21 protein-coding genes are annotated in these 25743 nt (G+C 46.1%); 17 read left to right on the top strand and 4 right to left on the bottom strand.

From position 1 onward, the window contains the following. Positions 1-551 precede the first annotated feature (551 nt). A complete protein-coding gene (locus AC27G9_RS19635) occupies positions 552-3695 on the top strand; it encodes a TonB-dependent receptor (RefSeq protein ID WP_487076183.1) in 3144 nt (1047 codons plus the stop codon). A 158-nt stretch (positions 3696-3853) separates the two neighbouring features. Continuing rightward, a complete protein-coding gene (locus AC27G9_RS19640) occupies positions 3854-4033 on the top strand; it encodes a hypothetical protein (protein WP_487076184.1) in 180 nt (59 codons plus the stop codon). A 13-nt stretch (positions 4034-4046) separates the two neighbouring features. Here AC27G9_RS19640 and argR read toward each other — a convergent pair whose 3' ends face one another. Further along, entirely contained in the window at positions 4047-4511 is a 465-nt protein-coding gene (gene argR, locus AC27G9_RS19645) for a transcriptional regulator ArgR (protein WP_487076185.1), read from the bottom strand. 224 nt (positions 4512-4735) lie between these two features. Here argR and mdh point away from each other — a divergent pair, with 224 nt between their 5' ends. Further along, a complete protein-coding gene (mdh, locus tag AC27G9_RS19650) occupies positions 4736-5674 on the top strand; it encodes a malate dehydrogenase (protein WP_487076186.1) in 939 nt (312 codons plus the stop codon). 115 nt (positions 5675-5789) lie between these two features. Here the strand turns inward: mdh and ppc are convergent, their stop codons facing one another. After that, complete coding sequence (gene ppc, locus AC27G9_RS19655) at positions 5790-8411, bottom strand: phosphoenolpyruvate carboxylase (protein ID WP_487076187.1); 2622 nt, start codon at positions 8409-8411, stop codon at positions 5790-5792. Positions 8412-8642: 231 nt separating this feature from the next. On the opposite strand from ppc, the gene bamJ reads away from it, so the two are divergent. From bamJ to nqrM, 13 genes are all read left to right on the top strand, one after another. Beyond that, positions 8643-9263: a BamJ family beta-barrel-assembly machinery protein gene (bamJ, locus tag AC27G9_RS19660; RefSeq protein ID WP_487076188.1), complete on the top strand. Its 621-nt coding sequence runs from the start codon at positions 8643-8645 to the stop codon at positions 9261-9263. 167 nt (positions 9264-9430) lie between these two features. Continuing rightward, entirely contained in the window at positions 9431-9970 is a 540-nt protein-coding gene (locus AC27G9_RS19665; RefSeq protein WP_487076189.1) for a TRAP transporter small permease subunit, read from the top strand. A 1-nt stretch (position 9971) separates the two neighbouring features. Beyond that, the gene (locus AC27G9_RS19670; RefSeq protein WP_487076190.1) at positions 9972-11339 is read left to right on the top strand and encodes a TRAP transporter large permease; all 1368 of its coding nucleotides are present in this window, start codon (positions 9972-9974) and stop codon (positions 11337-11339) included. Between the two features lie 12 nt (positions 11340-11351). Further along, positions 11352-12446 carry a TRAP transporter substrate-binding protein gene (locus tag AC27G9_RS19675; protein WP_487076191.1) on the top strand — a complete coding sequence of 365 codons (1095 nt, stop codon included), beginning with the start codon at positions 11352-11354 and terminating at the stop codon, positions 12444-12446. A 231-nt stretch (positions 12447-12677) separates the two neighbouring features. Then, positions 12678-13856 (top strand): enoyl-ACP reductase FabV, encoded by a 1179-nt coding sequence (gene fabV / locus AC27G9_RS19680; RefSeq protein WP_487076192.1) that lies wholly within the window; start codon positions 12678-12680, stop codon positions 13854-13856. A gap of 552 nt (positions 13857-14408) precedes the next feature. Further along, positions 14409-15746: a Na(+)-translocating NADH-quinone reductase subunit A gene (locus AC27G9_RS19685; RefSeq protein WP_487076193.1), complete on the top strand. Its 1338-nt coding sequence runs from the start codon at positions 14409-14411 to the stop codon at positions 15744-15746. Positions 15747-15749: 3 nt separating this feature from the next. Continuing rightward, positions 15750-16955 (top strand): NADH:ubiquinone reductase (Na(+)-transporting) subunit B, encoded by a 1206-nt coding sequence (locus AC27G9_RS19690; RefSeq protein WP_487076195.1) that lies wholly within the window; start codon positions 15750-15752, stop codon positions 16953-16955. Then, positions 16945-17709 carry a Na(+)-translocating NADH-quinone reductase subunit C gene (locus tag AC27G9_RS19695; RefSeq protein WP_487076197.1) on the top strand — a complete coding sequence of 255 codons (765 nt, stop codon included), beginning with the start codon at positions 16945-16947 and terminating at the stop codon, positions 17707-17709. The genes AC27G9_RS19690 and AC27G9_RS19695 overlap by 11 nt, the downstream gene beginning before the upstream one ends. A gap of 11 nt (positions 17710-17720) precedes the next feature. Then, on the top strand, positions 17721-18353 hold the full coding sequence (locus AC27G9_RS19700) for an NADH:ubiquinone reductase (Na(+)-transporting) subunit D (protein WP_487076199.1): 633 nt from the start codon (positions 17721-17723) through the stop codon (positions 18351-18353). A gap of 2 nt (positions 18354-18355) precedes the next feature. Then, positions 18356-18964 (top strand): NADH:ubiquinone reductase (Na(+)-transporting) subunit E, encoded by a 609-nt coding sequence (gene nqrE / locus AC27G9_RS19705; RefSeq protein ID WP_487076201.1) that lies wholly within the window; start codon positions 18356-18358, stop codon positions 18962-18964. A gap of 21 nt (positions 18965-18985) precedes the next feature. Further along, positions 18986-20218 (top strand): NADH:ubiquinone reductase (Na(+)-transporting) subunit F, encoded by a 1233-nt coding sequence (gene nqrF / locus AC27G9_RS19710; RefSeq protein WP_487076203.1) that lies wholly within the window; start codon positions 18986-18988, stop codon positions 20216-20218. A 100-nt stretch (positions 20219-20318) separates the two neighbouring features. Continuing rightward, entirely contained in the window at positions 20319-21302 is a 984-nt protein-coding gene (locus AC27G9_RS19715) for an FAD:protein FMN transferase (protein ID WP_487076307.1), read from the top strand. A 9-nt stretch (positions 21303-21311) separates the two neighbouring features. Further along, entirely contained in the window at positions 21312-21545 is a 234-nt protein-coding gene (nqrM, locus tag AC27G9_RS19720) for a (Na+)-NQR maturation NqrM (protein ID WP_487076205.1), read from the top strand. A 105-nt stretch (positions 21546-21650) separates the two neighbouring features. Here the strand turns inward: nqrM and AC27G9_RS19725 are convergent, their stop codons facing one another. Further along, complete coding sequence (locus AC27G9_RS19725; protein WP_487076207.1) at positions 21651-23729, bottom strand: TonB-dependent receptor plug domain-containing protein; 2079 nt, start codon at positions 23727-23729, stop codon at positions 21651-21653. Between the two features lie 78 nt (positions 23730-23807). Next, positions 23808-24491, bottom strand: a complete 684-nt coding sequence (locus AC27G9_RS19730) for a CPBP family intramembrane glutamic endopeptidase (protein ID WP_487076209.1) — start codon at positions 24489-24491, stop codon at positions 23808-23810. 165 nt (positions 24492-24656) lie between these two features. On the opposite strand from AC27G9_RS19730, the gene dinB reads away from it, so the two are divergent. After that, complete coding sequence (gene dinB / locus AC27G9_RS19735; protein ID WP_487076211.1) at positions 24657-25733, top strand: DNA polymerase IV; 1077 nt, start codon at positions 24657-24659, stop codon at positions 25731-25733. Positions 25734-25743: the final 10 nt, after the last annotated feature.

The raw sequence follows: 25743 nt of genomic DNA on the forward strand, positions 1-25743 counted from the left end.
TTAATGCCCAATTTGACCAGTTAAACTTATTTAATGCAATAAATAAGTTTATTTTTAATACTTAAGTATATGTATTTATAAGTTTTTTTATATTTCACTCTGAATGCGGATGACCACTTTTTACTGGAATTAAATCAGGGAATGGTAACACTCGCAACATACTATTTCATTTCTTGACCATTTGGATAAGTTTAATTGAAAAAAAGTAGTCGCTGACAACTGTGATTTTTTCATCAAAATTTGGTTTTCTTCGGTGACTGCTGGGTAGCGTTGTAATAAAAATGAAATGCTTTGCCTTAACAATTCACGTCGTGAAAGTGATATGCAGTGCAAAAAACAGTCAAATTGGTCTAATATAACGACGAATTTTGACGCACCGCATATGAGGCGAAAATTCGCAACTGGCGTCTTTGTCATGCAGTAGTAAGAGAAAGCGAGTACAACATCTAAGATTGAACCGCTTCTTTTATATGAGACTAGCAGTTGAATAAAAAGTTCAACGCAACGACGACAGTTCGGCAAGCACTTAAAAATTAGCAAAGGGAAACACAATGAGAACATCGAGTAAATTTAGCCGTGTTGCACTGGCTGTTGCTATGTCCGTAGGACTTAGCACTGCTGCAATGGCTCAAGAGACTTCATCTAGTATCCGTGGTTCAGTAGTTGGCCCATTGGGTGGCGCAGATGCAGGCTCAGTTGTAACAATTACGCACATTCCTTCTGGTACAAAGCGTACTGTTACTGTTGGTGACAGCGGTCGTTTCGTTGCAAACGGTCTGCGTGTAGGTGGCCCATACAGAATTGAGATTGACTCAAACAAGTTTGAAGATTCAATCATCAACGACGTATTCCTTAGCCTAGGTGATCCTCTGCAACTTAATGTTGCTCTTGAAGAAGAAAACCGCAACATCGAGAACATCGTTGTAACAGGTTCTAAGCCTTTCTTCGCACCTACAGGTAGCTCAAGCTACTTTGATGACCGTGCAATCTCTACTTCTGCTTCACTTAACCGTGATATCAAAGATGTAGTACGTGCCAACCCTCTAGTAACGATTCTTCCTGGCCAAGAAGCAGCACTAACAATTGCTGGTTCTAACCCACGTTTCAACAGTATTACTGTTGATGGTATCGCTCAGAACGATGATTTCGGTCTTAACGGCGGTGGTTACCCTACACAACGTTCTCCACTACCATTTGACGCACTAGACCAAGTTACTGTTGACGTAGCACCTTTCGACGCTAGCGTTTCAGGTTTCTCTGGCGGTCTAGTTAACGCGGTATTCAAATCAGGTACTAACGAAATCACTGGTGGTATTTTCTACGAAGAGTTAAACGACGGTATGGCAGGCTTGCCAGAAGACCGTGGTCTTGCTGTTCCAATTGAATTCGAAGAGAAATCATACGGTGCAACTCTTGGTTTCCCTATCATCAAAGACAAGTTGTTCTTCTTCGGCTCTTACGAGTTCTTCGAAGCACCACAGTCTCTAGAGTGGGGCCCTGCTGGCTCTAACGCTCCAAATACAACTGACGCAACACTTGAAGAAGTAGCAGAAGTTCAGCGTATAGCACGTGAAGTTTACGGCCTAACTGATGATCAAATCGGTAGCGCAACAGGTTCTCCTGTTGAAGAAGATGAAAAGTACGTCATCAAAATTGACTGGAACATCAACGATTACCACCGTGCTGCATTCACTTATCAGTTCAACGAAGGTAACCGTACGCGTAACCTTACAAACAACCAAGGTGAACTACGCCTTTCTTCTCACTGGTATAACACCACTGAAACGTTGAACAACTACACTGCGAAATTGTACTCTGATTGGACAGATGACTTCTCTACTGAAATCAGCGTAACTAGCAAGCAAGTAGAAAACCGTCAGCAGTCTTTCGGTGACATTGCAGACGTAACTATCGAGAACTTGCCTTCAGGCGGTGAAATCGCATTCGGTTCTGACCAGTTCCGTCACGCTAACTTGCTTGATAACGACTTGACGACTTTCAAACTTGATGCAACTTACCTAATGGACGAGCATCAAATTGATTTCGGTTTCGAATATCAAATTCTTGAAATCTTTAACTTGTTCGTGCCTGGTTCAAAAGGTGTTGTGACTTTCGACAACCTTGAAGACTTCGAAAACCGCCTAGCAAGTGAGTACGAGTACTCGAACGGTATTGGTAACGATCCTGCTGCGGTTGGTGCACAGTTTGAACGTACTAACTTGTCTCTTTACGCTCAAGACACTTGGGATGTAACTGAAGACCTAACTGTTACTGCTGGTTTGCGTTATGAGCGTCTTGCTTCTGACGACCGTCCTCCGTTTAACCAAAACTCTTTCGACAGAACTGGTTTTGATAACACGAACAACCTAGATGGTGTTGACATCATTCTTCCACGTGTTGGTTTCACTTACCGTGCAACTGATGAACTAACTGTTCGCGGTGGTGTTGGTCGTTTCACTGGTGGTCAGCCTAATGTTTGGATTTCAAACGCTTACTCACAAAACGGTGTATTCGATGGTTTCTTCTCTCAAGAAGACGTAACTATCACAGCTGACTCAATTGCTGGAATCTTCCCAGATGCGTCTGCTGCACTAGCTGACGGTCAAAGCAACGGTAACGTTTCTTTCACTGACCCAGACTTCGAACTTCCGAACGACTGGCGTTATCAGTTGGCGACAGATTACACCTTCGATCTACCTTACGTAGGCGAAGACGTACTTTGGACAACTGAAGCACTTTACATCGACCGTCAAGACGCACCGTTCTGGGTTGATGCGTCACTTCCAGAAGGTACATTGCTAGCTGATGGTCAGCGTGTAATCTACACTGATGACGACAACCGTTATGACCTTATGTTGACTAACACTAGCGATGGTGGTCGTTCTGTAATCCTTTCAACGTCATTGGCGAAGAGCTGGGATAACGGTTTCAGTGCAACAGCGTCATATACGCACCAAGACATCACTGAAGCAAACTCTGGTACTAGCTCAACAGCTCGTAGTAACTTCCGCTTCTCTGACGGTATCAACCGTAACATCGCTGACAGCCACTTAGGTACTGCAGCGTTCGAAATCAAGCACCGTTTCGTAGTTAATCTAGGTTACAGCGCTGAAATCTTCGAAGGTTACAACACTGATATCAACTTGTTCTTCGAACGTCGCTCAGGTGAGCCAGTATCAATCACTACTAACTTCGACCGTAGTGTCCTAACTAACGATGTTGATGGTACTGTTGTTGGTCTTAGCCCAGAATTCACATCTGGTGATTACCTGACTTACATCCCAACGGCTAACGATCCTAACGTTGTGTACACTGACCCAGCGATTCAAGCTGAGCTATTGGCCGCAATTCAAGATCGTGGTTTAGGTGGTTACGCTGGTGGTTATGCACCTAAAGGTAGCGAAACAACGCCTTGGGTTACTACACTTGACTTGAGTGTGTTCCAAGAAATCCCAGGCCTAATGGAAGGTCACAAAGGTACAATCTACTTCGTAGTAGATAACTTCCTTAACATGATCGACCGTTCACAAGGTAAGATTTACGACAGCCGCTTCAACACGCTTCGTCTATATGACGTAGACAGCATTGACGACCAAGGCCGTTACGTAATCGACCGCGTACGTACAGATGGTTATGACTTCAACGCACTTCAGTCTGCTTGGAGACTTAAAATTGGTGTACGTTACGACTTCTAATCGAAGCCGTTATGCATACAGAGTAATCTGATTGCTCTTATCTAAAAGCCCGCGTTATGCGGGCTTTTTTATACGTCGTGTAATCTGACATTGAAGGTCGCCCTTTTACGAGATTTAAAGATGTATAGTGGGTTTCAAAGTGGGCTAAAGCAGGAAATATGGTGACGGTATCAGACGCTTCTGACGTGAAGAAAAGTACTAAGGATGCGCTACAAAGGGAATCAATGCATCAATGGGAGAAAGCATGGTGCTATCTTTGGTTTGATGGGAGTCGGTCTGCTTTGCGGTATCGCGGTATGATCAAGCTTTTCAGCTATCAAGTTAGTGCAGGCGTATAGGGCCTAAGCAGCCCTATACGTTGTCAAAAAGGTCTTCTACTCGCTGACGAAGGGTTTCAATCTGTGATACATCCGCGGGCGCAATAAAAATGGTATCGTCTCCCGCTATTGTGCCAAGCACGCCATCTTTTTGGCTCAATGAATCTAATAATCTTGCGATAAGCTGCGCAGCACCGGGGCTAGTACGGATAATCACCATCACATTGTTATGAACAATATCCAATACTAGTTGCTTGAGAGGGCTTTTCGCGGTTGGCATGCCCAGTTCGGGGGGGAGACAGTACACCATATCTCCACGAGCGTTTCGGGTTCGCACAGCACCGAACTTACTTAGCATCCGAGAAATTTTGGATTGGCTGATATTTTCAAAACCTTGGCCGCGCAGCGCTTCAACGATTTCGCCTTGTGAACCGTAGCTTTCTGCTTTGAGTATATCTTTAAATGATTTAATGAGTTGTTCTTGTTTTGCGTTCGCCATAGGGACTAACTTGTAGGGCTCATTTCTTAAATAAATTTTAACTATTGTGCACTAGGCGTGAACTTTGCGCAATTTAAATGCATAATCATGCATGAAATTGCATATGGTCTGGGTTTATTCGAATTTTTCATGTCTTAAGACCATAGGGTGATTGAGTTTTGTGCTCAGTTGCATTAGTGTGACTTCCCGTCTAGAAACGTGAATATTTCCATAGGAGAAATAGTATGAAAGTAGCCGTGTTAGGTGCTGCCGGTGGTATTGGTCAAGCGCTGTCATTGTTGTTGAAAACACAACTGCCAGCTGGTTCTGAATTAGCACTTTACGATGTTGCACCTGTTGTTCCTGGTGTTGCTGTTGATTTGTCTCACATCCCAACAGCGGTTAAGGTAACAGGTCATGGTAAAGACGACCTAGCCGACGCATTAACAGGGTCTGATGTTGTATTGATTCCAGCGGGTGTACCACGTAAGCCTGGTATGGACCGCTCTGACTTGTTCAACATCAATGCAGGTATCGTTAAGAGCCTAATCGAAGGCGTTGCAGAGAGCTGCCCAGACGCTTGTATCGGTATTATTACTAACCCAGTTAACACGACTGTTGCTATCGCAGCTGAGACGCTGAAAGCAAAAGGCGTGTACAACAAGAACAAATTGTTCGGTGTGACAACGCTTGACGTAATTCGCGCAGAAACCTTCGTTGCAGAGCTGAAAGGTCTTGATGTGTCTAGTGTTCACGTACCTGTTATCGGTGGTCACTCTGGTACGACTATCCTTCCACTACTTTCTCAAGTAGAAGGCGTAAGCTTCTCTGATGACGAAGTGGCTAGCCTGACAACTCGTATTCAAAACGCGGGTACAGAAGTTGTTGAAGCTAAAGCGGGTGGCGGTTCAGCGACACTTTCTATGGGTCAAGCTGCAGCGCGTTTCTGTTTGTCTCTTGTTGCAGCGATGCAAGGCGAAAACGTTGTTGAGTACACGTATGTACAAACTGACGATAGCGATGACGCAGCATTCTTCTCACACCCAGTTCGCTTGGGGCCAAATGGTGTTGAAGAGATTCTACCTTACGGCGAGCTAAGTGCATTTGAGCAAGAAGCAAAAGACAGCATGCTTGAAGGCCTTCGCGGTGACATCAAAATTGGCGTTGAATTCGTAAACGGCTAATTTTGTCAGTGATACAAAAAAACCGGCTTTAAGCCGGTTTTTTTATCGTCGCGAAAAACACAAGCGATAAAAAAGCCAGCGTAATGCTGGCTTTTGGTTTTACGTGTAATCGCGATTAACCTGTATTTCGCATACCGATTGCGATACCCGCAATGGTTACCATCATCGCTCTTTCAAGTACCGTGTTTTGGCTGTCATCTCCAGCTGCACGGATTCGCTCTAACAATTCAATTTGCAAATAGTGCAAAGGTTGTAAGTAACCCGCACGTATGTTCATTGATTCTTTGCCCTGAGGGTCGCTTTCCATGATGCTGTCTTGACCTGTAATGGCAAGAATGGAGGCAATGCTCTCTTTCAGCTCTGCACGCAACGCTTCGCCAAAGTGTTTCAACTCCTGTGGCACAAGACGATCGTCATAGGCTTCGCTGATACGAGGATCGGCTTTGTGGAACACCATGTCGAGCATGGACAAGCGCGAGGCGAAGAATGGCCAGCTCGCTACCATCTCTTCAATAGTCGCTTCATTGCCATCCGCTTTAACAGCTTCAATGGCACGGGTTACCCCTAACCAAGACGGCAATACAAGACGCGTTTGCGCCCAAGAGAAGATCCACGGAATGGCGCGCAAGCTTTCAATCCCGCCAGTCGGTTTACGTTTCGCTGGACGGCTACCTAAAGGCAGTTTACCGAGCTCTTGTTCCGGTGTTGCGACTCTAAAATAAGGCACAAACTCAGGATCTGAACGCACTACACCACGATAATTATCGCGACCTTTTGCCGCCATCTGAGTAATAACGTCTCGCCACTCATCTTTTGGCGCCGGCGGTGGGAATAGCATGGCTTCGATAATTGCGCTAGCGTATATGCCTAGGCTGCGTTTAGCCAACTTCGGCATACCAAACTTGTAGCGAATGGTTTCACCCTGCTCAGTAACGCGGAAGCCGCCGTCAAGCGAACCCGGAGGCTGAGAGTAAATGGCAGCGTGCGCTGGAAGACCACCGCGACCGATAGTACCACCACGACCGTGGAACAAGGTGAGAGTAACGCCGTACTCTTCTGCTAGCTTAACCAGTGCTTCTTGCGACTCGTATTGTGCCCAACCTGCCGCAATTGCTCCGGCATCTTTGGCTGAATCCGAGTAGCCAATCATGACATATTGGCGACCCTGAACATAACCGCGATACCAATCTATAGACAGCAAGTTGTTCATTACTTTAGGTGAATTGTTCAAATCATCCAGCGTTTCGAACAGTGGCGCTACTGGCATTGGCCAAGTCACACCCGATTCTTGCAACAGTAATTGAACGGCGAGAACGTCAGACGGTTCACTTGCCATGGAAATAATGTAGATACCAAAACCGTGCTGACTGTTTTCGGCAATGACTTTGCAGGTTTTCAGTACTTCTTTTACATCGTCAGACGCTTCCCAAGTTGCAGGGAAAAGCGGACGTTTGGAAGCGAGTTCCCTGAGTAAGAATGCCTGTTTATCTTGTTCGGTCCACTGTGCGTAATCGCCCAGGCCCAAATAGCGAGTTAATTCACTAAAGACGTCAGCGTGACGCTCAGAATCTTGTCTCACGTCCAGTTTTAGCAAGTGAACGCCAAAACACTGTACGCGGCGAATCGTGTCTTTTAACAAGCCATTCGCAGTAACGGTTAGTCCCGCCTCTAACAATGACTCGTAACACAACAACAATGGCGCTAAGAGCTCTTCGTTGTATTGAACCCAATCATCTTGATTAACGTCTTTGCCAGACAGGTAGTCGGCGATACCGTCACGCGTCGCGCCAAGTTTTCTCACCAATGGGCGAAGCAACGCACGGTAGGGTTCATTGACATCACCTACTTTTTCACGCAAAGCATCGCTGCAATCGCTCATTGAAAGTTCTACTTGCAGGCGGTCGAAATCAGTGGCAAACAGCTTAGCTGCGCGCTTGCGAGCGAGTAATAATACTTGTTTAGTTACGGTTGACGTGACAAATGGGTTGCCGTCTCTATCTCCGCCCATCCAAGAGCTGAATTGCACCGGCGTCGCGTCAAAAGGCAAGGATACTTGGTAGTCTTTTGCTAGACGGTCATCTAGTTCACGTAAAAACTCTGGTACCGCTTCCCACAAGGAGTTTTCGATGACTGAGAATCCCCAGCGAGCTTCATCTACAGGCGTCGGGCGCACTGAGCGAATTTCTTCTGTATGCCACGCCTGACTGATAAGGTCGGAAATACGCGTCTCGATACTTTCTCGTTGGCGATCAGATAAATTCTCTTGATGAATATCTTTCAAGCATGCTGCTAGCTCGCTGTGCTTGTGAATGAGTGTGCGTCGCGTCACTTCCGTCGGGTGAGCGGTTAACACTAAGTCGATATTCAACTTATTCACCGCTTCTTGTACTTTGTCCGCAGACAGCTCAGCTTTGTCCAAGTGCTCGAACAAACTGTCGATAGTGGCATCGACATCCATCGCACTGTTGTACTCTTGTTCAGCAATATTACCTAGGTTGAGAAACTGAGCGAAGGCTCTTCCCACAGTTAACAAGTCTGCATCAGACATGTTCTTGAAAGTTTCTTTCAGATTTGAACTGCAATCCGCGTCGCCCTGATACGACGAACGACCGTCTTTTCTGATAGTTTCAATACGCTCTAACCACTCGGTTCCCAGCTGGGCTTCAATGGTTTTACCAAGGGTCTTCCCAAGATAACGAACAGTATCTTTTAGTTGTGCATCATAATGAGATTGCATTGGATCCTCCTAAATATAGTGCCTGACACCATACTGCTTCTAATTTAACTTGTCTAACCTCTTTAGTAATAACTTAAAGCTATCAGTTAGAATGTTCATCCTAATTTCAGCTTGGGAGGCACGAATTTTCTCACTGTGGTACACTTATACACGAAAAATATTGCAACACCGCGACAAGATGGTTTCGGTTAAATATTGAGCAATATTTGTAATTTAATTTCAGGAGTTATCGTGTCAGATACATTCAATACAGTCGAAACTCAGGCGAGTTACGGTGTTGGTTTCCAAATGGGTGAGCAATTAAAAGCGAATCCTTTCGAAGGTCTTTCTATTGATGCAGTGGTTGAAGGCGTGAAAGATGCTTTCCTAGGTAACGATGCAAAAGTAGACAATGAAGCCTTGCGTGTAGCGTTCAATGAAATTCATCAGCGCATGCAAGCTGCAAAAGCTGAGCAGCACAAAGGTGCAATCGCAGAAGGCGAAGCATTCTTGGCTGAAAATGGTCAGCGCGAAGAAGTCACAGTACTTGAGTCTGGACTTCAATACGAAGTGATTAACTCTGGTGAAGGCGAAAAGCCAACTGCGAGCAGCACGGTACGCACTCACTACCACGGTACCTTGATTGACGGCACAGTTTTCGATAGCTCTTACGATCGTGGTCAGCCTGCTGAATTCCCGGTTGGCGGTGTTATTCGCGGTTGGACAGAAGCGCTTCAGTTGATGTCAGTAGGCGACAAATGGCGCTTGTACGTACCTTACCAACTTGCCTACGGCGAGCAAGGTGCGGGTGCGGCAATTGGTCCATACGCGACATTGATCTTTGATGTTGAGCTTCTCGATATCCTAGCTTAATGCTAATGCGCGCTGCTGTGTGAATTCGGTTGCGCGCTGCTTCTCCTCTTTTTCCTCGTTTTATTCTATCTATTCAAACGCAAACCATTGGCAAATAGCTGATTTATTATTACTCTTGATGCCCATGTAAATGTGCTGTAAACCGTACAGACCAATAAAGCGTTGTTATGAATACTGCTAATTCCAATCCTTTGCTCCCATTACAATCCGTCTCATTGCGAATAGACAAGTTCAACCAGTGGCTGTGCCATGCTGTTGCGACAACCACTATTGTGATGGTGTTACTCACCTTCATCATAGTTGCCTTGCGCAAAGGTGCAGATATGGGCTGGATTGCACTGCAAGAGTCGGTTATGTACTTCCATGCATTGGTTTTTATGGTGGGTGCAGCTTACACACTGCAAGTCGATTCCCACGTAAGAGTTGACGTTTTCTATCGCAGCTTCACAACGCGTCAAAAAGCGTGGGTTGATATACTGGGTACCTTATTTTTGCTCGCGCCGACATGTGTCGTTATCTTAATTTATAGCTTGCCGTACGTGTCTGAATCTTGGCGTTTATTGGAAGCATCAAAAGAAGCGGGTGGGTTGCCCCTTGTCTATCTTCTTAAATCACTTATTCCCTTAGCCGCTGTGCTCCTGTTGATACAAGGTGTCAGTGAAATATTGAAAAATGTGTGTGTCCTGAAAGAAAAGGAGAGCCAATAATATGGAATGGATGGCGCTGTTGTTGTTTGCGTGCGTTTGCATCGTCCTGTTGTTTGGATTTCCGGTGGCATTTAGCCTAGCAGGGACGTCGTTGATTTTTGCTGGTGTAGGGTACCTGTTAGGTGCCTTCGATGTCAGTTATCTGGGCGCGCTGCCCAGCCGTCTATATGGCATCTTATCCAATACCACATTGCTTGCGGTCCCGCTGTTTGTCTTTATGGGGATCGTGTTAGAAAAATCTAAAATTGCCGAAAACCTGCTCATTGCAATGTCTGATTTGCTGTGGCGATTTAAGTCGGGTATGGCCGTGTCAGTCGTCATTGTGGGTATGTTACTCGCAGCGAGTACAGGTATCGTCGGTGCCACGGTAGTGACGATGGGGCTGTTGTCTTTACCGACTATGTTACAAAGAGGATATTCTGCCTCCTTTGCAACAGGCACAATTTGCGCAACTGGTACATTGGGACAAATAATCCCACCTTCGATAGCGCTTGTGCTCTTAGGTGACGTGTTATCGAGCGCTTATCAACAAGCCCAACTTAATATGGGTATTTTTGCGCCTGAATCGGTATCAGTGGGAGACTTGTTTGTTGGTGCCCTTATTCCCGGTATGGTACTGGTGGCGCTATATTTGCTGTATGTATTTCTGACTAGCTGGCTGTCAAAGAGCGCAATACCAGCCAAATTGGACGACACGAAACGCCCTGAAAACCCGGGATTGTGGGGAGCATTAGTGCCGCCGTTGTTACTTATCGCCGTTGTACTTGGCTCTATCTTGTCGGGGTATGCCACGCCGACTGAAGCGGCAGGCGTTGGTGCAACAGGCGCGCTCATATTGGCGTTAGTCACGGGCCGCTTAAATCGCGATATGTTACGCGCTGTTATGATGGAAACCACGAAAGTGACTTCCATGGTCTTTATGATTCTTATCGGCGCCTCTATTTTTTCTTTGGTATTCAGAGGTTTCGGTGGCGAAACCTTGATTCACGAATTTCTGACTGGGCTGCCTGGTGGGGTATTTGGCGCCATGTTAATTGTTATGTTGGTGGTGTTCGTCTTAGGCTTTATTTTAGATTTTATTGAAATTACCTTTGTGGTAGTACCAATAGTCGCTCCCGTTCTCCTTACAATGGGTGTTGACCCTGTGTGGTTGGGGATCATGTTGGCGATTAATCTGCAAACATCATTTTTAACACCGCCATTTGGTTTTGCTCTGTTCTATTTACGCGGCGTGGCGCCGGCAAGTGTTCCAACCAAAGCCATCTATAAAGGGGTTGTACCTTTTATTGCCATACAGCTATTGTTACTTATTGCCCTTGCCATATGGCCTGATATGGCAACCTGGTTACCTGATAACTTATACAATTAAAGAGACACTGCGATGAATACAACAAGGAAGCTTTTGCTAGCGGCGTCAGTCATGATATTGGCTGCATGTGGCGGGAATGAGCAAGCGAAACAAACCGAAAGTGCGCCCGTCGCTGCACAAAAAACTTACCAATGGAAGCTCGTCACTTCATGGCCAAAAAACTTCCCGGGTCTAGGCCGTGCGCCTGAAACCTTTGCCGAGATGGTCAACGACATGTCGGGAGGTCGGTTAAAAGTGACTGTCTATGGTGCGGGCGAAATTGTGCCAGGTTTTGAGGTATTTGATGCCGTGTCCCAAGGCACTGCTGAAATGGGGCATTCGGGAGCGTACTATTGGAAAGGTAAAATGCCTGCTGCTCCAATTTTCTCAGCAATTCCTTTTGGTATGAACGTGACAGAAATGAATTCTTGGATTCATTATGGCGGTGGTATGGAATTGTGGCGTGACTTGTATGCCCCATTCAATGTTATTCCCTTTTCTGGTGGTAATACTGGCGTACAGATGGCGGGGTGGTTCAAAAAAGAAATCAACAGCCTCGACGATTTTGCTGGTTTGAATATGCGTATCCCAGGTTTGGGGGGCGAGGTGTTCAAGGCCGTCGGTGGCGTACCTGTTACACTAACCGGTGGCGAGATCTTCGTATCGCTACAAACTGGTGCCATCGATGCAACTGAGTGGGTTGGCCCATACAATGATTTGGCATTTGGATTGTTTCGCGCAGCCGACTATTACTACCATTCAGGTTGGCATGAGCCGGGCACGGCCCTTGAGTTTATTGTCAATAAATCAGCATACGAAGGCTTGCCAAAAGACTTACAGCGTATCGTTGAAGTCGCTACTCTGGCTGTTAACCAAGACATGCTGAATGAGTATACGGCACGCAACAATTCGGCTATGCAAACCTTGATAAACGAGCATGGCGTAAATGTTCAGCCATTGCCGCAGGATGTCATGGAAGCACTCAAAGTGGCCACCGAAAATGTCTTGGCAGAGCAAGTCGCCGCCGACGAGGACTTTGCTAAAATCTACGCCTCTTATAAAGCATTTTATGACGGCATTTCGGCATACCATGAGCTGTCTGAAAAAGCGTATTACGAAAACCGATAACAACAAGCGTGATAATGTTTATCGTCAAAGTTTAAATATGGCGGTGCTTCATTTATCCAATGCTGTGTGACCCGAGTGTGGCTAGCCTACAAAAGGGAGCGAAAACGCAGTTAACAAAGAAGCACAAGCCCGATGCTTTGGAGCGGTTAGTGCGTTTGCCTAGCTGCTCCGAGTTGTTATCGTCTGACGCCACATTACAATAGCCGGATTATTCCTAAAGGACGTACCGTTATGATTATCAAGCCTAAAGTACGAGGCTTTATTTGCACTAATGCACACCCTGCGGGCTGTGAAGCCTCAGTTCAAGAACAAATCGATTATATAAAGAACTTAGGTGACTTGGGTGAAGGCCCAAAAAATGTCTTGGTTTTAGGTTGCTCGACCGGATACGGTTTAGCGTCGCGTATTACTTCAGCTTTTGGCTACGGCGCAAAAACGCTTGGCGTCTGTTTTGAAAAAGCGCCAACTGAACGTAAAACGGGTACTGCTGGTTGGTACAACACTGCGGCGTTCCACGGTTTGGCAAAGGATGCTGGCGTGTATGCCGAAACGTTAAACGGTGATGCTTTCTCTTCTGCGTTAAAGGCAGAGGTTGTTGATAAGATCAAAGCTGATTTGGGCCAAGTTGACTTGGTGATATACAGTTTGGCGGCTCCACGTCGTACCGATCCTGTGACAGGCGATGTATACAAGTCTACCTTGAAGCCAGTCGGTGACACCTACACGACAAAAACATATGACACGGATAAAAACCTGGTTCATGAAGTAACGCTGGAACCTGCTAACGAAGATGAAATTTTCAATACTATCAAAGTGATGGGTGGCGAAGATTGGGAGCTTTGGTTAGACGCCCTCGGTGAGGCAGGTGTACTTGCTGAAGGTTGTAAAACGACGGCTTACACGTACATAGGTAAAGAGTTAACGTGGCCAATATACGGCCAAGCGACTATTGGCAAAGCGAAAGAGGACCTCGATCGCGCAGCGGCAGCCATCATCGATAAGCACGCGGCGCTTAATGTTGAAGCAAACGTGTCTTCTCTCAAAGCATTGGTCACTCAGGCGAGCTCTGCTATTCCGGTTATGCCTTTGTATATTTCGCTTATCTACAAAGTGATGAAAGAAGAAGGCACACACGAAGGGTGTATTGAACAGATCGCGGGCCTTTATCGCGATTGTTTGTATGGCAGCGAACCGACGTTAGATGAAATGAAGCGTTACCGTATGGATGGTAAGGAAACGAACGATGCCACCCAAGCTAAGATCAAAGCGATTTGGGATCAGGTAACACAAGACAATTTCCACGACCTGAGTGATTACGCGGGTTATCATCACGAGTTTTTGAAGTTGTTTGGATTCGACATTGAAGGTGTCGACTACGACGCTGACATCGATCCACAAGTTGGATGGTAATCACCCATTTACCTATCAAAAAGCCGCCACCTGGCGGCTTTTTTGTGCAAAAATCTTTGAATAATCTAATACTTTGGTAGGTTATCTAGTACAAGTACTATTACCCACTTTCCACTGACTTTCCTTACTATTCGTTGCATTTTTCACGATTTTCAAAGCAGAATTTCATTAATTTTAAAGTTGAATCTTATTTGTCATATGCAGGTTTACACCGATTGGCCAGAAAAAATGTGGTTTATCCATTATTTGCATAGCGCAAGTCCCCCGAAAAATGCTAAAATCCCGAAATTAGGTGCACTGTGTTCTCGGTGCGTCAAGGAACCGCGCGGGTAAAAAATACAATAACTACCCCACAACAAAGAGACGCGCGGACAATCTGTTGTTTTGATTATGCAAGAAGTAGACGCGTTGCCGACCATTGAGAGTTAGCGGGTGTCGTGCAGCCGATGAAGAGCAGCAGGAAAACAAAAGGATTGCGCTTATACATGGCGTTAGCCGCGATTAGCAGCTATGTATAAGGGTATTTTTTTTATTAGAGTAGTGCGATTACATATGATAAAAATCAAGAAAGGTCTCGACCTCCCAATTGAGGGGGCTCCGCAACAGCAGATCCAAGATGGTAATGCTGTCTCGCGCGTTGCCATTCTGGGAGAAGAGTACGTTGGTATGCGTCCTACCATGCACGTCCAAGTTGGCGATGTAGTGAAAAAAGGTCAGGTTCTTTTTGAAGACAAAAAGAATGCTGGCGTTAAGTACACTGCACCTGCTGCGGGCGAAGTGGTAGAAATTAACCGTGGTGCCAAGCGTGTTCTTCAGTCAGTGGTTATTGCTATCAAGGGTGACGATAAAGTTACTTTTGACGCAGTGAATGCTGATCAGATTGCTAACGTATCTCGTGAACAATTACAGCAAACTTTGGTTGATTCTGGTTTGTGGACGGCGTTTAGAACTCGTCCATTCAGCAAAGCGCCTGCGCTTGACGCTGAGCCAAGTTCAATCTTCGTTACTGCGATTGACACTAATCCACTTGCTGCAGACCCTGCGGTTGTCATTGCTGATCGTCAGGATGATTTCGCAAACGGTTTGAAAGCAATCAACCAACTACGCGATGCTAAAGTTTACTTGTGTAAAGCACCTGGCGCGTCATTGAACACTGGAAACGCGACTGTCGACGTTCAAGAGTTCGGTGGATTGCACCCAGCAGGCTTGGCAGGTACTCACATTCATCACCTTGACCCAGTTGGTCCAAACAAGTCAGTTTGGCATATCAACTATCAAGATGTAATGGCAATCGGTAGCTTGCTTACAACAGGCGAACTAGACAATCGTCGCGTTGTAGCCTTGGGCGGCCCAGCGGCGAAATCGCCTCGTTTGGTTCGTACCTTAGTGGGCGCAGATTTGGCGGAATTGACCGCGAATGAATTGAACCAAGACGACGTTCGCGTGGTTTCAGGTTCAGTACTTCACGGAACAAATGCTCATGGTGTGCACGGCTATCTCGGTCGTTTCCACACACAAGTATCACTATTAAAAGAAGGTCACGAGAAAGTGTTCTTGGGCTGGTTAGCACCAGGTTCGAACATGCACTCAGTGACTCGAGCTTATTTGGGCCACTTAGGTAGCAAGTTGTTCAACATGACAACCTCTACAAATGGTTCAGACCGCTCTATGGTACCAATTGGTAACTACGAACGCGTGATGCCTCTAGATATCATTCCTACGCTATTGTTGCGTGATTTGATTTCTGGTGACACTGATGGCGCACAGTCTCTAGGCTGTTTGGAATTGGATGAAGAAGATTTGGCACTGTGTACTTATGTATGCCCTGGCAAATACTCATACGGCCCAATTCTGCGCGAATGTCTCACAACCATCGAGAAAGAGGGTTAAGTCATGGGTTTGAAAGAGTATTTAGAAAAGATCGAACCGAATTTCGAGCCGGGTGGTAAACACGAAAAATGGTATGCATTGTACGAAGCAGTGGCTACGATTTTTTACACGCCTGGTAAAGTCAACAAGTCGTCTACTCACGTTCGTGACAGCATCGACTTGAAACGCATCATGATCATGGTGTGGATGGCGACTTTCCCTGCCATGTTCTACGGTATGTACAACATTGGTTTACAAGCGCACGAAGCCATTGCCGCTGGTGCGGGTACTGCACCTGATGCATGGCAAGCCTTGTTGTTCGCAGCGCTAGGTGGTGACATCACTGGCGACATCGGCGTACTAGGCATGATGGCCTATGGTGCGTGTTTCTTCCTACCTATCTATGCGACAACGTTTATTGTTGGTGGTTTCTGGGAAGTCCTTTTTGCATCAGTTCGCAAACACGAAGTTAACGAAGGCTTCTTCGTAACTTCAGTACTATTCGCTTTGACATTACCTGCGACTATCCCTTTGTGGCAAGTGGCGCTGGGTATCACCTTTGGTGTTGTAATTGCGAAAGAAGTGTTCGGCGGCACTGGCCGTAACTTCCTTAACCCTGCACTATCTGGTCGTGCGTTCCTCTATTTTGCTTATCCGGCGCAAATTTCGGGTGACCAAGTATGGGTAGCGGCTGACGGCTATTCTGGTGCAACGTCTTTGAGCCAAGCGGCTGCGGGTAACCTAGATTACTCAAACATGGCGCTATGGTGGGATTCTTTCTTCGGTTCTATTGCTGGTTCTGCAGGTGAAGTATCGACACTAGCGATTATGCTGGGTGGTTTGTTCATCATCTACTTGAGAATAGCGAGCTGGCGTATTGTCGCTGGTGTTGCTGTTGGTGTTGCAGTATTCAGTACGTTACTCAACATGATTGGAAGCGACACCAATGCAATGTTTGCTATGCCTGCGCATTGGCACTTCGTTGTTGGTGGTTTGGCGTTTGGTATGTTCTTTATGGCAACTGACCCAGTTTCAGCATCGTTCACTAACCAAGGTAAATGGGCTTACGGTATTTTCATCGGTTTCATGACCGTTGTGGTTCGTGTACTTAACCCTGCTTTCCCAGAGGGTGTGATGCTAGCAATCTTGTTCGCTAACTTGTGGGCACCATTATTCGATTACTTTGTAGCGCAAAGTAACATTAAACGGAGACTTGCACGTGTCGGCTAAGAAAGAATCATTAGGAAAAACGGTCGGCATCGTTGTCGCCGTATGTTTGGCTTGCTCAATCGTGGTATCTGGTGCCGCGGTTGGTCTTCGCAGCCTACAAAAAGATAACGCTGATCTTGATAAGAAAACAAACATTCTCACTGCCGCTGGTCTTTTTGAACAGGGTATGACGAGAAAGCAAATTGATACGACTTATAAAGACCTTGTTGATGAACGCTTTGTTGATCTTGCATCTGGTGAATTTGTAGAAGCACCTGAAGCAGACTATGACATGTACACTGCTGCTAAAGAGCCTAACTTGAGCTCTAAGGTTGAAGGTAGCAATGTTGGTTTCCAACGTCGTGCTAATGTCGCGAGTGTGTACCTAGTACGCGGTGAAAACGGTGGTGTAAGCCGCGTTATTTTACCGGTTCACGGCAGCGGACTTTGGGACCTAATGTACGGTTTCCTTGCAGTTGACGCTGATGGTCACACGGTAAAAGAGCTTATCTATTACCAGCAGAAAGAAACGCCTGGATTGGGTGGTGAAGTACAAAACCCAGCATGGCAGGCAAAGTGGGATGGCAAGCAGCTGTTTAAAGACGGTGAAGTTGCGATTCAAGTTAAGAAAAACGCAGATCCAGCGAGCCAGTATGCGGTTGACGCACTTTCTGGCGCGACCCTAACCAGTAACGGTGTGCAGAACACTCTAGATTACTGGGTTGGTCAGAATGGATTTGGTCCGTTCCTTAAGAAACAAGCCTGGCGTTCATAGGGAGTTATCTCATGGCAGATACTAAAGAAATGAAAAAGGCTCTGTTTGGGCCGATTCTAGACAGCAACCCGATTGCTCTGCAGGTATTGGGTATTTGTTCTGCGTTGGCGATTACAACGAAGTTGGAAACAGCACTAGTCATGTCACTAGCGCTAACCAGCGTTGTTGCATTCTCTAACTTGTTTATCTCATTAATCCGCAACCAGATTCCATCGAGCGTACGTATCATCATCCAGATGACGATCATCGCCTCTTTGGTAATCGTTGTTGACCAAATCCTCAAAGCTTACTCGTACGAGGTCTCGAAACAACTTTCGGTCTTCGTCGGCTTGATCATTACCAACTGTATTGTAATGGGTCGTGCAGAAGCTTACGCAATGAAGAGTCCACCTCTGATGAGCTTCCTTGACGGTATTGGTAACGGTCTTGGTTATTCTTTTGTTCTTATCGTTATCGGTACGATCAAAGAGCTATTCGGCTTCGGTACTATCCTTGGTTTCGAAATCTTGCCACTAGTACAAAACGGTGGTTGGTATCAAGGTAACGGCCTACTTATTCTTCCATTCAGCTCATTCTTCCTGATTGGTGGTTTAATTTGGGTAATCCGTACTATTCGCCCAGAGCAAGTCGAGCCTAAGGAGTAATCATGGAACACTATTTATCATTATTCATTCGCTCGATTTTCGTCGAAAATATGGCGTTGTCTTTGTTCCTAGGGATGTGTACGTTCCTAGCGGTTTCAAAGAAAGTAAAAACAGCAATGGGCTTGGGTGTAGCGGTAATCGTTGTATTGGGTATCTCGGTTCCTGTGAACCAAGTTATCTACACTAGCGTATTAGCTCCAGGTGCATTGGCATGGGCTGGCTTCCCTGAAGCAGACCTAAGCTTCCTTAATTTCTTGACCTTCATCGGCGTTATCGCTGCGTTGGTTCAGATCTTGGAAATGAGCTTAGATAAGTTCTTCCCTGCACTTTACAACGCACTCGGTATTTTCTTACCACTTATCACAGTTAACTGTGCAATCTTCGGTGGTGTTGCGTTCGCGGTACAACGTGAATACAACTTCGGTGAAAGCATCGTTTACGGCGTAGGTAGCGGTATCGGTTGGGCTTTGGCCATCGTTCTTCTTGCTGCGGTTCGTGAAAAACTGAAATACGCTGACATGCCTGATGGTGTGCGAGGCCTGGGTTCAGTATTCATGATTGCGGGTTTGATGGCGTTGGGCTTCCAGTCGTTCACTGGTATTCAGCTGTAAGTCGGGCTAGGGAGCAACTTTATGAATAATATTGAAATTTATCTTGGCGTCGGCATGTTCATTGCCATCGTATTGGCGCTGGTATTTATCATCATGTTCGCTAAATCCAAATTGGTACCTAGCGGTGATGTAACGATTACTATCAACGGTGATCCTGATAAAGCGATTACTGCTGCACCAGGTGGTAAATTACTTGGTGCACTTGCGGATGCGGGTTACTTCGTATCTTCAGCTTGTGGTGGCGGTGGTTCATGTGGCCAGTGTCGTGTTGATGTGCATTCAGGTGGCGGTGAGATCCTGCCAACTGAACTTGACCACATTACTAAGCGTGAAGCCCGTGATGGCTGTCGTTTATCTTGTCAGGTTGCAGTTAAGCAAGACATGGATATCGAGCTAGAAGAATCGGTATTTGGTGTGAAGAAGTGGGATTGTGAAGTTATTTCTAACGACAACAAAGCGACTTTCATCAAAGAACTTAAGCTTAAAATCCCGAATGGTGAAAGTGTACCTTTCCGCGCTGGTGGTTACATCCAGATCGAAGCACCTGCTCACCACGTTCAGTACAAAGATTTTGATATTCCAGAAGAATATCGTGCTGATTGGGAACGCTTCGGATTCTTTGATATCGAATCAAAAGTTGATGAAGAGACAATCCGTGCTTACTCAATGGCGAACTACCCAGAGGAAGAAGGCATTATTATGTTGAACGTGCGTATCGCTACGCCGCCACCTAATAATTTGTCTCTACCAGCGGGTAAGATGTCATCGTACATTTGGAGCCTTAAAGAGGGTGATAGTGCTACGATTTCTGGTCCATTTGGTGAGTTCTTCGCGAAAGAAACTGAAGCGGAAATGGTCTTTGTTGGCGGTGGTGCAGGTATGGCGCCTATGCGTTCGCATATTTTTGATCAACTTCGTCGCATTAAGACTGAGCGTAAGATTTCATTCTGGTACGGTGCTCGTTCACTTCGCGAAATGTTCTATGTTGAAGATTTCGATATGCTGCAAGATGAGAATGACAACTTTAAATGGCATGTGGCACTTTCCGACCCTCAACCTGAGGACAATTGGGAAGGTTACACAGGCTTTATCCACCAGGTATTGCTAGAAAACTACCTGAAGGATCACCCTGCGCCAGAAGACTGTGAGTTCTACATGTGTGGGCCACCTATGATGAACGCCGCAGTAATCAACATGCTTAAAGACTTGGGTGTTGAAGACGAAAATATCCTGTTGGATGACTTCGGCGGTTAATCAAATCAAGTTTGAATGTAAAAGGGGCTTAATGCCCCTTTTTTGTTAAACACAGGGGAGTGTCGTGTTGCAAACCTTGAAGATATCCTTACTGTCTTTGATGTTGGTTGTACTGGTGGCATGTGGCAATGCACCAAAACAGGTTGTACACATCCAGGGTAAAACCATGGGTACAACATACAATGTGAAATACGTGGTAGGGCAATCAGGTCCAATTGATAGATTGGATGATGAAATTGAACAGCGCCTTATTGTAATTAATAAGTTAATGTCGACGTATGACCCTACGTCAGAGTTATCCCGATTCAACCAAAATCGTTTCGATACACCGTTTGCGGTGTCAGAAGAAACGAGAGTTGTTGTCGAGGAAGCGATACGCTTGGGGGAATTTAGCCATGGTGTACTTGATGTCACCGTTGGCCCGTTGGTCAACCTATGGGGATTTGGGCCGACTAAGCGGCCAGAGAAAATCCCAACTCAAGAAACCATCGCGTCGATTCGCGATTATGTGGGTTTAGATAAACTCACCGTTCGAGGAAATACGCTGATTAAGCGCCACCCAATGCTTTACGTCGATTTGTCAACGATTGCTAAGGGGTACGGGGTAGATCAATTGGCGGCGTTGCTCGAAGGCCATGACATCGAGAATTATCTCGTAGAGATTGGTGGCGAAATGCGGGTGAAAGGGGTGAGAGGTGATGGCAATCATTGGATTATTGCTATCGAGAAACCACTCAGCACTGAACGCGCCGTTCAGAAGCTTATCGCGATCGGTGACAATGCCATAGCGACGTCAGGAGATTATCGAAACTATTTCGAAGAAGACGGTGTGCGTTATTCTCATCTTATTGATCCTAGAACGGGTAAACCCATTGGGCACGACTTGGTGTCTGTGGCTGTCATTCACCCGTCTTCTATGACGGCAGATGGTCTTGCTACGGCGTTTAATGTCATGGGCTGGGATGAGGCGAAAAAGCTAGCGGAAGAATCCTCGCTGGCAGCCTTGTTAATACGCTATAATGGCGAAGAGTTCGAAGAGTATCAAACGAGCCAATTCCAAGAATTGGTTACGGTTTATGAGTAGAGGGCAGTTATGTCTACATTTATCTTAGCATTCGCGTTTTTTTTGATTATGGTGGCGGCGATGGCCGTTGGCTATATGGTTCAACGCAAAACGATTTCAGGCAGTTGCGGAGGCCTTGGAGCCTTGGGCATCGAAAAAGCCTGTGATTGCCCAGAACCGTGTGATCGCAAAAAAATGCGCATGGAAAAAGAAGCCGCTCGAGAGAAAAAACTCGCCGAGTGGAAGCAAAATCAAATTTTGTAAATTTAAACAGCAAAAAGGCCTTTAAGAAGGCCTTTTTTATGTAGAGAAATGTCGTCTGGTAACGCCGCAGTTTACGTTGCCAATTGCTGTCTCGTGAATCGCGGGTTAATCGAAGTGATAAACGGCGGAAACGAAAATGTTGCGACTTAGCATCGGGTAGTCGTCGGGGAAACCGAGGCCTAGGGCAAACAGTGCGGAGTTAGGTACGGGCTCAACGATTTGGTCATTGAACACGTTTTTTACGCCCGCCGAAAGATCCCAATCGTCATTTGGTTGCCATAACAAATTGATGTCTGTTTGCGTGTAATCATCGGCTTCTGGGCGCGTATCTCCAACTTGGCGCTTGCGGTCGGTAATGACATAGCTTTGGGTTGTAAATACGAGGTTTTCAGACACTTGGTAGCGAACGTCAAAATAGGCGGTAAACCCTGGTACTCGCTCTTTTTCTCCATCCATTAGAGGTTGTTCAGTTTCCAACCAAGAGGCATTTGCCCTTATCACCAACGCTTCGGTCGCTTGCCAATCTAATTCGATTTCTGCGCCAGTGCCGTCCAACTCGCCAATATTTTGATAAGTAAAAGTTTGGTCTAATTGGATAAGGTCTTCGGACTGATAGCTGAAGATATTGAGGTTACTTTTGAAGTTCTTGTTAGGGTGGTAGCCAAAAGCGACTTCAATTGTTTGGATTTTTTCAGGCGCTAAGTTCGGGTTCCCCAATGTAGTGGGGTTATTGATGAAAGCTAACTCAGCCACTTTGGGGGCCCTGAATGCCGTGCCAAACATCAGCTTTGTCGAGAAGGTGTCTGATGCGTTATATACCATTGCTAATCGCGGATTAGTGGTAGAACCAAAATCAGAGTAGTGGTCATAGCGAAGCCCTGCTGTTACTTCGAGCTTTTCGCTGACTTTGAATTCATCTTGAACTGATACATACCAGATATCTCTCTCGTAGTTTGGCGTATAAACAAAATCAGTATTACTCACATCAACAATAGTCTGGCTAATCAGGTCAGCCGGTAAATTCGCAGTATCCAGAATGCCCGGGCCAAAATTTTTCGTTTCGTTAACATCAGTGAGCTCAGCGTGTTCACCACCAAATCCAAGGCGAATTCTGTGATTCTCAAACGCCGAGTAAATCAACGCTGTATTGTATTGGACTCGATTCGTCGTGCCTCCGGGTTGACCGATGACGCCATCGGGGAAATTCACTGGTGTGAATGGTGGCAGAAAGATATTTCCATCAGCGCCGACGGGCCAAATACCCGCAGGGAACAGCTGAAACGATGCTTCATAAACCGCTTTTGTTGCCGCGATATCAAATTGGCCTTCGAGGTTTTCTGACAAACTGCCTTGCCAACTCAGCTGTGAATGCCAATTTTGCATAACATCCAAATCAAAATCATTGGCAAAAATACCAGCGCCTACCCCCATAAACTGCTCTGAACGCCAAAACCAGTTATTAAAAGTGAAGCCTTCATAGGACATATTCAGATGAATATTGTGCATGTCGCGATTGCGCTTCATCACACCATAAGGCGTGATCCTATTGTCATCGTTGTTCTGAGACTCAGCGGTGACCGACAATGCGGCCTTAAACTTATCATTTACCCAAGTGCTGTTGACCCAAGCTTCGACGGCGTCAAATGATCCAACTCTGAGCCCCGCATCCACTGAATTGGCCTCTTTTGCCGTTTTGGTGATGATATTGATGACACCACTGAATGCATCTGCGCCGTAAACGGCTGAACCTGGGCCTCGAATCACTTCTATGCGATCTATGGCATTGACTGGGTAATAGAATGAATAGGGGACGGATAACGCCGTGAGTTCCGAGGTTTCAACGCCATCAATCATGACCAATACTTGTGGTGTACTGTCGGTAAAAATCCCTCGAATGGCAATCAAGGGCGTCAATCGGTTAATTGACGGCATAATGTGAAGCCCGGGAATTTGTTCTAACGCCTCGGACAGGTTTCTAGCACCGGTCAGTGCGATTTCTTCAGAGGTGATGACAGAAACAATGGCGGGAACATCAGCGAGCTCTTTCGTTGTGCCTGTCGCGACTTCAACTTGCAGAATTTCCTCTAAGCTCATCGCCAGTAATTCATCAAGTTTCCCCGCTTCTTCTGCTGATGCTAGGGAGACGGAACAACCGAGTAAAAGAGCGGATATCGGAACTTTCATTATTATTTTGTGCCAGCCTGTTATGGGTCAATCTGCATCATTGACATAATCATAGTTTAAATATAACGGCAATATGCTTTATGTGCCAGACGGAAACGCCAACATGGCTCCCATGCCAACCGTATACAACCAAAGCCCATAAAAGCTGTGCTCAACAGAAACAACGATGAAAGAACGCGTGCGCAAATAGGTATAGGAGAACAGCAGCCCTCCACAGAACGTCAACAACAGCACTAAATGATTAAAGAACATCACATGCGCAATGCAAAATAGGCTAGCATTTAGCAAAATGAGCGTGCCTCGATGACGAATGAGGTCGCCATAGCGCTCAATAAAATAAACGCGATACAGGAACTCTTGTGGTAGCACGGAGAAAACACTGTAAAACAGCGAGATGAAAAACCACAAAAGGGTATTGTTTATCACCACATGAAAAAAATCATCTGGCATGGTGTACCAAACAAACGCGCTAGAACCGATAGCAAACACACTGAACATCACAGCAAACCGCAAAACCATGGGGCTTCCCCCCCATTTGTTTTGGGACAGACTAAACGCATTTTTAGCGGCCTTAAACATGGCTTTCCAACTACCACTTCCCCAAATGCCTCTGCTGATAAACGCGATGTAAATTAGGGCACTAGCAACCAGCGCTAAACTCACGTAAATGATAGGGTTAAATGCCAGAAGCAGTGGTAGTACGATGAACAGTAAGGCCATTTCTAGCCCGCGGTACAGAGGGGAGTGATTATGGGTTTGCATAGTAGTTCTATTAGCGCTGAGTGGCTGAGCCAATTGATTATTACTGTAAATCAAGTGAACGAGGTTCGCAGCCCATAATTTCCAGAATTGGCTAAATTCGAAAGGAAAATTGCGTTTTATCGTGAATTTCGATATATATGTATATATATACAGTTTGGTGGTGTCATGCGCAAAATCATTCACGTCGATATGGACTGTTTTTATGCCGCTGTCGAAATGCGTGACAATCCGGCGCTTACACATGTCCCCATCGCTATTGGCGGCAGCGTCGATCGTCGTGGGGTTATCTCAACGTGCAATTATCCCGCGCGAAAATACGGTGTGCGCAGCGCTATGGCGACAGCCTATGCTTTGCGGCTTTGCCCAGATCTTGTCTTGGTTAAAGGGCGCATGGATGTCTACCAAACCGAATCGAAACGCATCCGGCAAATCTTTGAAGAATATACTCACTTAATCGAACCTTTGTCCCTAGACGAAGCTTACCTAGACGTATCTGACTGTAGGCAATTTGGTGGCAGTGCCACTTTGATTGCCGAGGATATCCGCCGACGTATCTTTGAGGTCACTGGGTTAACGGCATCGGCCGGTGTCGCGCCTTGTAAGTTTGTGGCTAAAATCGCCAGCGACGAAAACAAACCCAATGGCTTGTGCGTCGTTACGCCAGAAAATCTTGATGAATTTGTCAGAACCTTGCCATTGGGGAAAATTCCAGGGGTAGGTAAAGTGTCGCTGCAAAAACTGAATCATCACGGGCTCTATACCTGCGACGACATTCGTCACTATCCATTTGAAAGGCTGCAAAAGCTGATGGGGAAGTTTGGTAAAGATCTTTGGAACAGAGCGCATGGTGTAGATGAGAGAGCATTGTCTATTCACAGAAAGCGCAAATCTGTGGGTGTCGAAAGAACTTTAAGTGAAGATATTCATACACTCGCATCATGCGATGACGTCATGTGTCGTCTCATTCCCCAGCTCCAACAACGGTTGTATAAACATCTGAATCTTGAGGAAGGCGACGAGCCGCCACGGATTAAACATCTCGGGGTGAAACTGAAGTTCAGTGACTTCCAGCAAACCACAGTAGAGCATCGCCAATCAGTATATAAAGAGCACCAGTTTGCTCCGCTATTGGCAGAGGCCTTTGAGCGAGCGAGGGGCAGAGGTATTCGCTTAGTCGGTGTGCATGTCGGTTTGGCGCAAGACAGTGTGAGTGAGCAACTCGCACTGCCTTTGGACCACTAGCTAAAGCGTT

The sequence above is a fragment of the Alteromonas sp. 5NS40-0096 genome (genome assembly GCF_057544385.1).